Genomic DNA, 13818 nt, shown 5'->3' on the forward strand with positions numbered 1-13818 from the left:
AAGGGCTTTTTATGGCACGCTGACAAGGTCGATATCAAATGTCAAAACCGCGTTTTCGGGGATGGGACCGGCACCGTTTACGCCGTAAGCCAGGTGCGATGGCACGTACAGCACCATGTTACCACCCGGTTTTAAATGCGGCACCGCAATTTGCCAGGCTTTCACCAGACCCGATAAGGGGCTCGAAAAATTGCTGCCTTTATCGTACAGTTGTCCGCCCATAAGAGAGCAGGTATAATTAACAGTAACGGTTGAACTCTCTGTAGGGGCAACACCCGTACCTGGTTTGATGATCTGATAGTACAAGCCCGAGGGATCTTTCACCGCCTTGATCTGCGGATTAGCCTTCAGATATACCCGGATCAGGGAATCATCAATCTTAGCCTGCTGCGCCATCTGGGCCGACATAGAACCACCGCATGAGGATGCCAGAACAATCAAAGCGAAGGCGCTTAATAGTAAAATGTATTTTTTCATAGTTTTTAATCAAAAAGCTCCCTCCAAATATCTGCTAAAATGCAGGATTTGAAGAGAGCTTTTGGTTATTATTTTATCGGTTTGCTTAAACCGTTGTTTTGATCTTAAGTTCGGTCACACCTATTTATTCGACTTAAATTTTATAATCTACTCCCAGGAATCCGAATTTATAAGTTCAATTAAAGGCATGTTGGCGATCCTTATTAAATTCCCGCTTTGGGGATTTTCATAGTTAAAATTCTTAGATAAAGTAATCTCCAATTGTTGCTTTTGCCAAAGTAGTGATTCAAAATCCCGTAACTCATAGTCTTCTTTAGTAATATTCCATGGCCAGCCTATTTGATCTATGAGGGTGTCAACTTGTTTGTAGCCAGTTAGCTGGATAAGTAAATACAAACAAACTTGATTGTCGTCTTTTAAATAAGCATAAAGTCCTGTTACAGGAATACTCATGAGGCTATATGAAGTAAACGCACTCCTAATGACTCTGTTAAAATTATAAGAACCTAAAGGGTGATTATTTTCCAGTAAGGCTCGCTTGGTGTTTTTAATGGGGATAAACTTGCTTTTAACAAATGAAGTTAATAGTCGCTCATTAAAAATAATATCTTTTAATTCAAAATATGTTGTTTTTTTCACTTGCGAGTATGATAAATTTGATATTACTAACAATAAAAATAAGTTTATGATAGTTTTCATTAATCACAACTATAAGGAAAAATATCGCTTCTTTCTTCATTTCTAAAAACGATTGCGCTACTACCACTTCCAGTAGCCCCAGCTGTTCCTCGTTCAGCAGCCATAGCAGTTGCTAAAGCTCCCTTGAAGTATTGAAGTACTTCTGCATCGGACGGGACATAGGGGCTATTTCTGAACTCAACATATGTAAGAATTTTGGCAGCTTCTGTTGCTTTTGCAGCCTTCACTGCTGCTGCACCAGGTGAAAGAGTAGTTACCGTGCCATCAGTATTTTGATATTGAGTGGGCAGCCCAAATACTACTGATGGTAAATAAACTGTACGTGTTTGGCCAATACTCTTTCCATCAAGCCACACCCATTTAAGTCTTATTTGACGTACCCCTGCTTCCTGCCAATTTGCTATAGATGTCTTTGTAAAGTTAAAGGAGCCACAATCAGTACTTACTCTATTGCCAGAGTCATTAGTATCATCACTACCCGGCGGCGGCATACTAACCACACAAGGTGATGGCTGCGGATCAGGTTCCGGAGGTGGAAAACCGCCGTCGCCTGGAGGATTAGGCGACCCATCCGGGGGATTGGGATTAACAATATTAATTTCTTTGATACTGTTAACCGCTTGGGTTGGCGAAACGGAATGCAGGCCCGCGCAGGGATCACCAGGCGGGATAACACCGCCACCACCTGTATTGCCATCACCATTCCCACCTGTATTACCGCCACCGCTACCGGGCAAAACAGGTGTGTCCTCACTGCAATCACCTGTACTGCCAAGATATTCGCCAAGCACTAAATTGCCATTTACATAATATGCCTGATACCAGTCTACACAATTCAGCATATTTGTTTTCAGACTGTTAACCGCCGCTTTTGATACGGTGCTCGAATGACCGGCACCTATCTTCGGGAAAGAAATTTTGCCAGTGATACTGCCGTTTTTGTAAAACCAGCCACTCACAAATGCCCCTTTGGGCGTGGAGTATATGACCGCTCCGCTAAAATCAGCATCGTGTTTATTGTATTTGTTATGATCAAGTTTGGTTAGGTCGCCTTTCAGGTATGATGAATCGGCAATTACCGTCATCACATAAGCTTTATAGCCCGAGCCATTGTTAAGTGTCAGAAATGAGCTGCGGCTGTATTCCTTTTTATAAACAGGATTTCCGCTTGGTGAGTTGCTTAAGGTGATAGCTGTTTTAACCGAAGAGGCATCAACCGGCAATTCCAATACAGACCGGTTAAAACGGGTATAGCTGGCATTATGCTGCCAGTCGGGCTTGATCAATTGGCTCAGATCAATATGTGAACCTGTAGCGAGTGTGCTTAGTTTGATGTTGGTTGCCGGGTAAGTGCTTTCGTACCAGTTTTTAGCCTGAGCAATGACCGGATCAGAAATTTTATCTTGCTGTGCTGTGTTGGAGTCTTTTTTACAGCTGTTAATAATAATGGCAATAAAACAAGTGGCGGCAAGTAAGAAATATAGTTTTTTGAGCATGGGTTTAGGTATCGCTAATGATACACCTAATATATTGTTGCAATTTTAGTAACACAATAGGTGAAAACACGGTATTTGTGAACCGTGGCATACCTTGACTGAGGAAGAAGGTAAGCCAGATGACTTACCAGCAAGAAGTATTGGTAATCAAAAAAGCTCCCTTCAAATATCAGCTAAAGTGCGGAATTTGAAGAGAGCTTCTATTATTATTTTATCGGTTTTGCTTAAACCGTTGTTTTGATTTTTAACTCGGTCATCTGCGTATCGGCGATGGTGGATGGCGAATCGATCATTACGTCGCGGCCTGAGTTGTTTTTCGGGAAAGCGATCACGTCGCGGATAGAATCCAAGCCGGCGAAAATAGATACCAGGCGGTCAAATCCCAGCGCTAAGCCACCATGCGGAGGTGCGCCATATTCAAAGGCATCCATCAAAAAGCCAAATTGTTTTTGTGCTTCTTCGGGCGAAAAACCAAGGTGTTTAAACATGAGCGACTGCATGGCGCGGTCGTGGATCCGGATAGAACCACCGCCAACTTCAGTACCGTTCATCACCAGGTCATACGCGTTGGCGCGCACGGCTCCTGGATCGGTATCCAGCAGGGCAATATCCTCTGGTTTTGGTGAAGTGAACGGATGGTGCATCGCATGGTAGCGGCTGGTTTCTTCGTCCCACTCCAAAAGAGGGAAGTCCAATACCCAAAGCGGCGCGAATTTGTTTTTATCGCGCAGGCCCAAACGGCTGCCCATCTCCAGGCGAAGCTCGTTCAGTTGCTTGCGTACTTTATCGGTTTGGCCTGCCAGTATCAGCATCAAATCGCCCTTTTCGGCGTTGAATGCGGCTGCCCAGTTGGTCAATTCATCCTCGCTATAAAATTTATCAACCGATGACTTCAGGGTGCCATCCTCGTTGTAACGGCAATATATCATACCGGTAACGCCAATTTGCGGGCGTTTTAACCATTCGGTCAGCTCGTCAATTTGTTTGCGGGTATAGCTGGCGCAACCTTTGGCGTTGATGCCTACTACCAGTTCGGCATTATCAAAAATGCCAAAGCCTTTACCTTTTACAATGTCGTTCAGCTCCACAAACTCCATCCCGAAACGGATGTCGGGTTTGTCTGATCCATACAAACGCATGGCATCAGCATATTGCATACGGGGGAAATCGCCCAGGTCGATACCTTTTACGGTGGTGAACAGGTGGCGGGTTAAGCCCTCAAAAATGTTTAATATATCTTCCTGGGTAATGAATGAAAGCTCGCAATCTATCTGCGTAAATTCCGGTTGACGGTCGGCACGCAGGTCCTCATCGCGGAAACATTTCACGATCTGGAAATAACGATCGAAACCGCTTACCATCAGTAATTGCTTAAAGGTTTGCGGCGATTGTGGCAGGGCGTAAAACTCGCCCGGGTTCATGCGGCTTGGCACCACAAAATCGCGTGCGCCTTCGGGTGTTGATTTGATCAGCACAGGGGTTTCTATCTCAATAAAATCCAGCTTATCCAAATACTTGCGGATCTCCTGGGCCATTTTATGGCGCAGCACCAGGTTGTTGCGGATAGGCGTGCGGCGCAGATCCAGGTAACGGTATTTGGCACGTAGCTCTTCGCCGCCATCGGTTTCATCCTCAATTAAAAACGGAGGTAGTTTGGCGGCGTTTAGTATTTCGATGCTTTCAACGGCAATTTCGATTTCGCCGGTTGGTATTTTGTTGTTTTTGCTGGTACGCTCCAGAACTTTACCGGTAACTTTGATCACAAACTCGCGGCCAAGACCGCGGCCAATTTCACGTACGGCAGCATCGGTATCGGTATTGATCACCAATTGAGTTAAACCATAACGGTCGCGCACATCAATAAATGTGGTACCGCCCAAATCGCGTGATTTTTGTACCCATCCGCACAGGGTTACTGTTTGGCCTAAGTTGCTGATAGTTAATTCGCCACAGGTATGAGTTCTAAGCATAATAGCAATAGTTTTATAAAAGTCTGCAAAAGTAAACTTTTGAGGTGAAAGGAGAAAGGCAAAAGGTGAAAGGTTTTATGCCGGAAGTAATTTAAGGCTGTTCATTTGGAGGCTTTTTCCACTTTCGGACTAAAAAACTATCTTTGCCTCATAATTTTCTCAAGGGGGTGCCTTGCTTTGAGCAATCAAACTGAAAGACAGGCTGAGATCAAACCCATTGTTTTGGAAGTCAAAATTCAAAAGTAAAAAACTCTTAAGCGATTTAAGACTCCATACTTAGAACTTAAGATTTCAGAAACATGCACCTGATCCGGATAATGCCGGCGTAGGGATAGGTAATAAGTTAAGTGTACCGCGTATTTACCCTGATAGGCAGATGGTTTAACTACATTTTGTATTCGTTATTTTGAAAAATTTGTTTGCGGCTATCGCTGCTTTGCTGCTGCCTGTTGTGGCATCGGCCCAGCTTTCCATCAGCGGAAAGATCACCAACACAGCAGGCGAGGTTTTGCCCGGCGCTACCATCACTATTAACAACCCGGCATTGAGCACCGTTGCCGATGCCACCGGGAAATTCAGCTTTACCGATCTTAAAGCCGGCACTTATGTGCTTAAGGCCAGCTACATCGGTTATCAGGCTGTTAGTAAAAACATCAGCCTAAATAAAAATGAGGTTGTCAACATCAGTCTGACCAACGGCACACTTACCGCCGAGGAGGTAACGGTAAGCGCTACCCGGGCCATTAAAAATTCACCAACGGCTTATACCAATTTGAGCAAAAAAGACCTGGCCAAAAATAACTTCGGGCAGGACTTGCCGTATATGCTCAACCAAACGCCATCGGTAGTGGTTACTTCTGATGCCGGGGCGGGGATAGGCTACACGGGTATCCGCATCCGCGGATCAGATGCCACCCGGATCAACGTCACTATTAACGGTATCCCTTATAACGATTCGGAGAGCCAGGGTTCGTACTTTGTCGATCTGCCGGATATTACGTCCTCTGTCGATAACATCCAGGTACAGCGCGGGGTGGGTACTTCAACCAATGGCGCGGGTGCTTTTGGTGGTAGCATCAACATACAAACCACCACCCGCCGCGATACCGCTTATGCCGATATCAATGCTTCGGCAGGTTCATACGGATCTATCAAAACCACGGTGAGCGCGGGTACAGGCTTATTGGGCGGGCATTTTAGTCTGGACGGTCGTGTGTCACGTATCCATTCCGACGGGTATATCGACAGGGCATCATCCAACCTCAAATCATTTTTTGTGAGCGGCGCCTGGTATGGTAAAAACAGCACTTTAAGGGCCAATGTATTTTCGGGTTATGAAACCACCTACCAGGCCTGGAACGGTATTGCCGACTATGTGATAGGTGACGATACCCGCTCAGATAACCGTACTTACAATGAATTGGGACTGATGTCGAACGGGGCATTCTATAAAAACCAGGTAGATCATTATACCCAAAACCATTACCAGTTACTGTACGATAAAAAAATATCCAGCCAGCTATCCTTTAGCGGGGCCCTGCATTACACCAAAGGCAAAGGCTATTATGAAGAATACCGCAATGCCGATTCCCTCAAAAACTATGGCATAAACCCCGTTGTGGTTGGTGGCAACACCATCAGCGCTACCGACCTGGTGCGCAGGCTTTGGCTCAATAATGATTTTTATGGTGTAACCTATGCGCTCAAATATCAGCCCCAAAGCAACCTGAACATGACCCTGGGCGGTGCTTATAATCAATACAAGGGGGCGCATTACGGCGATGTGATCTCTACCGCCACTGATATTGGTTTACCTGCCGATTATGAGTACTACCGCGACAACGCCAAAAAGAACGATTTTAACATATTTGCCCGTGCCGAGTGGCATCTGGATAAAGTATTGCTGTATGCCGATATGCAGTACCGCCATATTTATTACTCCTTTTATGGGATAGATAAAAACCTGAACAACGCGCAGCAAACCGCCGAGCTCAACTTTTTTAACCCTAAAGCGGGTATCACCTATCAGTTTAACGAGCATAGTAATGTGTATGCCTCCTTCGCGGTAGGTAACCATGAGCCCAACCGGGATGACTATGTAGATTCGCCGCCGCAGAACCGGCCAAAGTCCGAAAATCTGAAAGATTTTGAAGCGGGTTACCGTATTAGCGGCCCGGTATTTACGGGGGGCATCAACGGCTTTTATATGCTGTACAAAAATCAGCTGGTGTTAACGGGCGCTTTGAATGATGTAGGCAGCCCGATACGTACCAACGTAAAAGACAGCTACCGCGCCGGTTTGGAATTTGATGGCAAGGTGAAAATTGCCAGCCAGTTGTATTGGGCGCTAACCGCTACCTGGAGCACCAACAAGATCAAAAACTACCAGCAGTTTTTTGCCGATGAAGATGAGGGTCCTCTGGTAGGCGAAACCCTGAAAAAAACGGATATCGCTTTCTCACCATCGTTAACGGGTTCAAGTGTCATCAGTTATAGCCCGGTAAAAGGCGGCGAGATTTCTTTCATCAGCAAATATGTAAGCCGACAGTATATTGATAACACTTCCAACCAAAACCCGCAGGGCTATACCATAACCCCCGAAAATGCTGGTAACCCATATGCCGCCAACCGCTTATTAAACAGTTATTTTGTGAACGATGTGCGGATAAGGTATAACTTTAAAGTAAAGGGTATAAAAAACATTGGATTGGGCTTGCAGGTGAACAACATCTTCAGCGAAAAGTATGAAGCTAACGGTGCTACCTATGCCGATGTGAAAGGAAATAATATCCTGAACTATAACTACTTTTTCCCGCAGGCGCCACGCAATTTTATGGCCTCGGTAAGTTTGAGTTTTTAAGGAACGCTAATTGCACGGATTGTTACGAATTTCACGAATGGGAAGAAATAAAAGTGAGGATGGCCATGTGCGAATCCCCTCTTGAGAGGGGGGAAGGGTGTGTTTATGGAGGCGAACAAAACGCGTAAGAACACACCCCGGCCAACGCTAAGCCTTACGCGCCCCCTCTCAAGAGGGGATTAAAAAAATATGTTAAACGAATTGCATGCAAAGTCTTCTTCATTTATTCATAGAGCAGATCAAAGAAACCACCTGGGTGCAATGGCTGGCCGTGGCTTTGGGTGTTGCCGAGGTGCTGCTGGCGCGGGTGAACAACATCTGGCTTTACCCTGCGGGGATACTGGGCACGGCTTTATCTATCCTGTTGTTGATGGAGGCGCAGCTGTTCGCCGAATCGCTTCTCAACGTGTATTATATTGTGATGAGTATTTACGGCTGGATATACTGGATAAAAAAGCGGGATCAGCCGCCGGTAAAAATTACCTGGTCAACCCAAACAGAGTGGATCATCAGCCTCACCATCTCCTTTGGTGGCTGGGCAGTGCTGTACTTTTTGCTCAAATATTTTACACCCTCAAACGTGCCCTTATGGGATGCTTTTGTATCCTCAACTGCCTGGGCGGGCATGTGGCTGCTGGCCCGCAGGAAAGTGGAGAACTGGATATTTTTAAACATATCTAACCTGTTTGCCGTACCGTTGTTGTTTTATAAAAAACTGCCCATGTTTGCCGTGCTCACTATATTTTTATTCATCGTAGCCTGTTTTGGTTATTTTGACTGGAAGCGGAAAGTGGTGAGTGATGAGTAGTGAGTTTGAAGTAAAACTCAAAATAAAGGCCAAGCAACCAAAGTTTTTCACTACTCACTATTCAAATGCATCCCTCAACCCACCTCAAACCCGAATGGGTAAATATCATACGAGCAGCAGTACCCGCGGCCGAAAAGGCGGGGATGCTGCAGCCCGAACAGTTAGCGCTGGTGCATGAGCAGGGCTGGTTCAAATTCCTGGTGCCAGGGGCATACGGTGGTTTGCAATTGTCGTTACCCGATATGGTGCGACTGGAAGAAAGCCTGGCCTGGGCCAATGGCAGCCTGGGCTGGGTGGTTACGCTTTGTGCCGGGGCAGGCTGGTTTGGCGGCTTTTTATCGCCGGCTGTTGCTCCGCGTATTTTTGCCGATCCTCAACTATGCCTGGCTGGCAGCGGAGCCGCAACGGGTACGGCAACCATAACCGATGGTGGCTACCTCATCAGTGGGCGTTGGAAATACGCCAGCGGAGTACATCACGCCACGCATTTAACGGCTAATTGCGTCATCAAAAAAGGAGATGAACCAGTGTTGAATGATGATGGCTCGCCGATGATTTTACCCTTTATTTTCGACCGTAAAGACGTAACCCTGATATCGGCCTGGAAGTTTATGGGCATGATGGGTACGGGCAGCGATGCCTATGAGGTGCGTGATCTTTTTGTGGCAGGCAACCGATGTTTTAAAATTGATCCGGATAGTGCAGTAATTGCCGCGCCTTTATACCAATACCCTTTTATGCAACTGGCCGAGGCCACGCTGGCGGCCAATATATCGGGCATGGCGGTTCATTTTACCGATCTGTGCGCCACTATTTTTGATGAAAAACCCGAAAATAAATACCTCACCACCAACAGACGGGCGGTCATCAAACAACTCCATGAAAAACTGACCGGCAGATTAAACGCCGCACGCCTGGAGTTTTACAGCACCGTTGATGCCTCCTGGCAGGGCGCCCTCATGGGTAAAGCCACGCAATTACAGGAAATTGGCCAAAGCAGCCGCAAACTGGCCCGTACCGCCCGCGAATGCGTGGATGAACTATTTCCTTATTGCGGGCTGCAAGCCGCCAATCCCGAAACCGAACTCAACCAGGTATGGCGCGATCTGCATACGGCCAGTCAGCATTCGTTACTGGTGTTTGAGGAGTAGTGCGTATTTAAAACAAGAGTTTGTCATGCTGAACGAAGTGAAGCATCTATTCTGCTGGCAGCATAGTTCAACAATAGATCCTTCGTACCTCAGGATGACACCTCGCAAAAGCCAGGGTCCTGTGCGATTCCTTCCTCGGGGAAGGGGAGGAAGGGGTTTATGAAATAAGATCATTCAAGCCCGCATAGCCCTTCGCTGGCGCATGCATGCTGCGTGTGCTTCATAAATAGCCTTAATCATGGTTCTGCGTCCGGATGCGCACGCGACACGCGTGCGTCAACAATTGAAGAGTCCTCGCGCCGTTGTTGGTGTTGTCACCAACAATTTGTTATCATCGCGACCAAGCAGTAGAATGTTGGTGACAACACCAACATTGGCGAGAGCATAGTTCAATAATAGATCCTTCGTACCTTAGGATGACAAAAAATAACATCCCATGAAATGATTACATTTGTTAATCAGTTAATCTTAATGCCATGAATAACAATACCGTAGATCTGTATTTTCAGTCGAAAAAGGCTTCGTTAATGATATTGGCGGTAACGGCTATCATTTGTTCCAGACTGCTGTTCGTTTTTTTTCACGATCCGGAGGGCCCAAATCTGTTGATAGTTGGAGGCCTGACGCTGATTATATATTTTTTATCACAGGTGGCCTATTTATTTGGCCCATCCAAAGTGATGGGTATACAACGGCTTTCGGCGACTGTTGGGTTCCAGATACTATTGGTTATTACGCTCTATTTTTGCATGAAATAGAGCAACTTTATCAAAGCCTGGGTTTAATCAATAATTCAAAAAATCAGTAATTCAATAATTAAACTGCGTTAGCGATAGCAGTGGATACCGGCCAGTGCCTAATGCCGGTGCAGTATGAGCGGATAGCGCGGGCCAAAGGCAACGCCCCTGTCGGTTTAAGCGAAGGCATAGCGCAAAGTATCACTCCTTTGTGCTTCATCAATTTTACATAACTAAAAGTTATATTTAACAAAAAACTATACCGCATTTTAAAAGCATTGTTGATATTTGGGTTTCTCCAAATACTAAAAAAATGAAGCTTAAACATCTACTCCTTGTTCCCCTGTGTGTGGCCGCTGTTTCGGTATCGGCACAAAAAAAGAAAATCGGTACGGCACCGGCTGCTACTTCACTGCCTCAACCCAAACTGGTGGTTGGCCTGGTGGTTGATCAAATGCGCTGGGATTACCTGTACCGGTATTATGACCGTTACCAGGCCGGAGGTTTTAAGCGTTTACTGAACGAAGGATTTACTTGCGAAAACACCAATATAGACTATATACCAACCGTAACCGCTGCCGGGCATACCTGTATCTACACCGGTTCGGTACCTGCCCTGCATGGCATTGCTGGTAATGATTTTATTATACAGGCCACCGGCAAATCTATGTACTGTACAGATGATAGCACGGTAGTGGCTGTAGGCAGCACATCAAAAGCCGGCCAAATGTCGCCGCGTAATTTGCTGGTAACCACCGTTACCGACGAGTTGAGGCTGGCTACCAACTTCCGCTCTAAAGTTATCGGTATTGCACTGAAAGACAGGGGAGGTATCCTGCCCGCTGGTCACACCGCTAATGCCGCTTATTGGTTTGATGATGAAAGCGGCAGCTGGATCAGCAGTACCTATTACATGAACGATCTGCCAACATGGGTTAAAAAATTCAACGATCAGAAAATAGCCGAAAAATACCTGAAACAGGATTGGAACGCGCTGTACCCGATCAATACTTATGTACAAAGCGCCCCTGATAACAGTCCGCGTTATGAAGGTAAATTTGGTGGAACCGAAGCGCCAACCCTCCCCATTAAAACATCGGAGTTATATAAAGGTAAAGTGGGTATGATCCGATCTACCCCGTTTGGAAATACCATGACGCTCGACCTGGCCCGCGCCGCGGTGGAAGGGGAGCAATTGGGCAAAAACGTAGTGACCGACTTTTTAGCCGTGAGCTTATCATCTACAGATTATGTGGGTCACCAGTTTGGGCCAAATTCGGTTGAGGCCGAGGATACTTATTTGAGGCTGGATAAAGATCTGGCCGCGTTCTTTAGCTATCTGGATGCCACCGTGGGCAAGGGCAACTACTCGGTTTTTTTAACTGCCGATCATGGCGCGGCGCATAACCCCAGGTATTTAATTGATCATAATATACCTGCCGGTTACTGGGACGATTATAAAGCCGTTGTGGATATGGAGAAATTGATGGAAGATAAATTTAAGGTGAAAAACCTGATCCGCAGCATGGCCAATTACCAGGTAACGTTTAACAACGGCATCATCAAAAAAGAAGGCTTGAATATTGATGCCCTGAAACAGATCTGCGTAGATTACCTGCAGGCGCAACCTGCCATTGCCTTTGCGGTAGATATGCAAAAAGCGCAAACGGCCAATATCCCCGAAGATCTGCGTACGCGCATCATTAACGGCTATAACGTGGAGCATAGCGGCGTAATCCAGATTATCCTGAAACCTGGATATTTTACGGGGCACGGCAGTACGGGTACTACACATGGCTCCTGGAACCCTTATGACACCCACATACCCCTGGTATTTATGGGCTGGGGCATTAAACATGGCAGCCTTACCCGCCAAACACACATGACGGACATTGCGCCAACGGTAGCATCGTTATTACACATACAGGCGCCAAACGGCAATATCGGCAAAACCATCAGCGAAGCGCTGACACAGGAGAAATTGTAGCATTAGTTGGGAAAGTCCGGAAGTTTTAAAACAGTTATCTTTACTGAGTTTCTTCCGGGCTTTACTGACTTTCGGACAAAAGACTATGAAAAAGTACATCTCCAAATTACACTACCTTACGCAGGATCTGCCCGGGCGCAGCCATGTACAGCAGGTACAGATAGCCTGCGAAGCCGGGGCCAACTGGGTACAATACCGCTGCATGAGCAAACCCGAAGATGAACTGATTGACGAGCTGAACGAAATAGCCGTTATCTGCGATGACTGGGGCTCAACGCTCATTATTACTAATCATTATCATTTATTGGATAAGGTAGATGCCCAGGGTGTACACATCGAAGATCCCCTGGCCGATCTGGCAGCCATACGCGCGGTAATAACAGATGAAAAAACATTAGGCGCATCGGCCCCTAATCCCGATGCACTGCTAAAAATACAAAACCTGGGCGTTGCCGACTATTGCGGCTACGGCCCCTTCGCGCATACCCATACCAAACATAACGATTACCCGCTGCTGGGTTTTGAAGGCTATCGCCAGCTGGAAAAATTGCCCGTCGCTATCCCGGTGATAGCCGTAGGCGGCATACAATTAGCCGATGTGGAGCATCTGTTGCAAACAGCTATTTATGGCATCGCCGTATCAGAGGCCGTTAACCTTTCACTCAATCCCGGGGCGGCATTAAAAGAGTTTTATAGGAAAGTTTATTAAGTCTGAAGTTCTGAGTTGGAAGTCTTAAGTCTGGGTAGCATGGTTAAAGCTTCCAGCTTTAGTTCTTGTAATGAATTTCCCAATTCATTTGGTTTAATTGATCAAGGGTAAAATCTACTCGTTTTAGATATTTTTTGCTCTCGATCAGATAATTCATATCTGCTTTATGCTGATACCGGTTTAAGGTATCAATATCGAAAAAGTATAGGTATAGTCGTTTCTCCGGGGCCCCTTCAATATAATTAGTCCATTCGTTTTTGCCGGGTTTGGTTAAAGCTGCCGTATCTTTTGGGTGAATTACATTAGATTGATAATATTCAATGTTGTTTTGAGTTACACTGTTGGTGTCATTTATATCATAAACAGAGACAGTTAAGGGGGATTCATTAACCACACGAAGCCGGGAGTCAAAATACTCACAACCTGTACACATCAGCACAACAAACAGGAGAGCAAGTTTTCTCATATAATGGTTTTTGATTGATACGCTTATTCACAAAAGGTAACCCCAGCTTCTGAACACCACGGGCTGAAAGCCCGCGGCAGCGGAATAGGCAGAAAAAACGAATGACTAAAGACTTAAAACTTCGGACTTAAATTCGTACCTTTATATAAATCACGGCCCGGCTTTCTTTTCAAAGAGAGCCGGGCTGTTTGGTTAAAGGATAAAAGAGAATACAAACCAGCCGTTTGGTATGTCGCTATCTGATAGTCAATAAATTGATACTTTTTAAACCTTTTAAAATAGACCAAAATTTATTAAAAAGTGTTAAAATGGCATTAAGGGTAGATAAAATGAGCAAAAGTCGAGCGTTTTTATCCTGTTTTTGATCAAAAATTTGTTAAAATTTAAGGTTTAAAAAGTTTTAACGGCCATATTTGATCTGATCGTTATTGTTACATAGTTGTTTAAACACATTCATT

12 protein-coding genes are annotated in these 13818 nt (G+C 45.6%); 6 read left to right on the plus strand and 6 right to left on the minus strand.

Annotated features, from left to right (window positions below):
* Positions 1-9: 9 nt before the first annotated feature.
* From ACTJKG_RS04415 to aspS, 4 genes are all read right to left on the minus strand, one after another.
* Positions 10-477, minus strand: coding sequence for an FKBP-type peptidyl-prolyl cis-trans isomerase (locus ACTJKG_RS04415; protein WP_172334052.1), 468 nt, complete (start codon positions 475-477; stop codon positions 10-12).
* Between the two features lie 147 nt (positions 478-624).
* Positions 625-1176 carry a hypothetical protein gene (locus ACTJKG_RS04420; RefSeq protein ID WP_440738462.1) on the minus strand — a complete coding sequence of 184 codons (552 nt, stop codon included), beginning with the start codon at positions 1174-1176 and terminating at the stop codon, positions 625-627.
* Entirely contained in the window at positions 1176-2672 is a 1497-nt protein-coding gene (locus tag ACTJKG_RS04425; protein WP_172334050.1) for a hypothetical protein, read from the minus strand. The genes ACTJKG_RS04420 and ACTJKG_RS04425 overlap by 1 nt, the downstream gene beginning before the upstream one ends.
* Positions 2673-2896: 224 nt before the next feature.
* Positions 2897-4642, minus strand: a complete 1746-nt coding sequence (gene aspS / locus ACTJKG_RS04430; protein ID WP_172334049.1) for an aspartate--tRNA ligase — start codon at positions 4640-4642, stop codon at positions 2897-2899.
* A 406-nt stretch (positions 4643-5048) separates the two neighbouring features.
* Between aspS and ACTJKG_RS04435 the strand changes: the two genes are divergently transcribed.
* From ACTJKG_RS04435 to ACTJKG_RS04450, 4 genes are all read left to right on the plus strand, one after another.
* Positions 5049-7502: a TonB-dependent receptor gene (locus tag ACTJKG_RS04435; protein ID WP_440738463.1), complete on the plus strand. Its 2454-nt coding sequence runs from the start codon at positions 5049-5051 to the stop codon at positions 7500-7502.
* Positions 7503-7707: 205 nt separating this feature from the next.
* Positions 7708-8310, plus strand: a complete 603-nt coding sequence (pnuC, locus tag ACTJKG_RS04440) for a nicotinamide riboside transporter PnuC (RefSeq protein WP_440738464.1) — start codon at positions 7708-7710, stop codon at positions 8308-8310.
* A gap of 65 nt (positions 8311-8375) precedes the next feature.
* Positions 8376-9461 carry an acyl-CoA dehydrogenase gene (locus tag ACTJKG_RS04445; protein ID WP_172334047.1) on the plus strand — a complete coding sequence of 362 codons (1086 nt, stop codon included), beginning with the start codon at positions 8376-8378 and terminating at the stop codon, positions 9459-9461.
* A gap of 476 nt (positions 9462-9937) precedes the next feature.
* On the plus strand, positions 9938-10219 hold the full coding sequence (locus ACTJKG_RS04450) for a hypothetical protein (RefSeq protein ID WP_172334046.1): 282 nt from the start codon (positions 9938-9940) through the stop codon (positions 10217-10219).
* 58 nt (positions 10220-10277) lie between these two features.
* Here ACTJKG_RS04450 and ACTJKG_RS04455 read toward each other — a convergent pair whose 3' ends face one another.
* The gene (locus ACTJKG_RS04455; protein WP_172334045.1) at positions 10278-10418 is read right to left on the minus strand and encodes a hypothetical protein; all 141 of its coding nucleotides are present in this window, start codon (positions 10416-10418) and stop codon (positions 10278-10280) included.
* 93 nt (positions 10419-10511) lie between these two features.
* Between ACTJKG_RS04455 and pafA the strand changes: the two genes are divergently transcribed.
* Both pafA and ACTJKG_RS04465 read left to right on the plus strand, forming a co-directional pair.
* Entirely contained in the window at positions 10512-12185 is a 1674-nt protein-coding gene (gene pafA, locus ACTJKG_RS04460) for an alkaline phosphatase PafA (RefSeq protein WP_440738465.1), read from the plus strand.
* A gap of 85 nt (positions 12186-12270) precedes the next feature.
* Complete coding sequence (locus ACTJKG_RS04465; protein WP_440738466.1) at positions 12271-12894, plus strand: thiamine phosphate synthase; 624 nt, start codon at positions 12271-12273, stop codon at positions 12892-12894.
* A 58-nt stretch (positions 12895-12952) separates the two neighbouring features.
* On the opposite strand, the gene ACTJKG_RS04470 is transcribed toward ACTJKG_RS04465, so the two are convergent.
* A complete protein-coding gene (locus ACTJKG_RS04470) occupies positions 12953-13360 on the minus strand; it encodes a hypothetical protein (protein WP_440738467.1) in 408 nt (135 codons plus the stop codon).
* Positions 13361-13818 lie beyond the last annotated feature (458 nt).

The organism is Mucilaginibacter sp. 22184, assembly GCF_052045695.1.
Taxonomy (GTDB): Bacteria; Bacteroidota; Bacteroidia; order Sphingobacteriales; family Sphingobacteriaceae; genus Mucilaginibacter.

Bases quoted from the DNA above. Each gene is read 5' to 3' on its own strand.
- ACTJKG_RS04415 (WP_172334052.1), bottom strand. From the start codon at position 477: ATGAAAAAATACATTTTACTATTAAGCGCCTTCGCTTTGATTGTTCTG.
- ACTJKG_RS04420 (WP_440738462.1), bottom strand. From the start codon at position 1,176: ATGAAAACTATCATAAACTTATTTTTATTGTTAGTAATATCAAATTTA.
- ACTJKG_RS04425 (WP_172334050.1), bottom strand. From the start codon at position 2,672: ATGCTCAAAAAACTATATTTCTTACTTGCCGCCACTTGTTTTATTGCC.
- aspS (WP_172334049.1), bottom strand. From the start codon at position 4,642: ATGCTTAGAACTCATACCTGTGGCGAATTAACTATCAGCAACTTAGGC.
- pnuC (WP_440738464.1), top strand. From the start codon at position 7,708: ATGCAAAGTCTTCTTCATTTATTCATAGAGCAGATCAAAGAAACCACC.
- ACTJKG_RS04445 (WP_172334047.1), top strand. From the start codon at position 8,376: ATGCATCCCTCAACCCACCTCAAACCCGAATGGGTAAATATCATACGA.
- ACTJKG_RS04450 (WP_172334046.1), top strand. From the start codon at position 9,938: ATGAATAACAATACCGTAGATCTGTATTTTCAGTCGAAAAAGGCTTCG.
- ACTJKG_RS04455 (WP_172334045.1), bottom strand. From the start codon at position 10,418: ATGAAGCACAAAGGAGTGATACTTTGCGCTATGCCTTCGCTTAAACCG.
- pafA (WP_440738465.1), top strand. From the start codon at position 10,512: ATGAAGCTTAAACATCTACTCCTTGTTCCCCTGTGTGTGGCCGCTGTT.
- ACTJKG_RS04465 (WP_440738466.1), top strand. From the start codon at position 12,271: ATGAAAAAGTACATCTCCAAATTACACTACCTTACGCAGGATCTGCCC.
- ACTJKG_RS04470 (WP_440738467.1), bottom strand. From the start codon at position 13,360: ATGAGAAAACTTGCTCTCCTGTTTGTTGTGCTGATGTGTACAGGTTGT.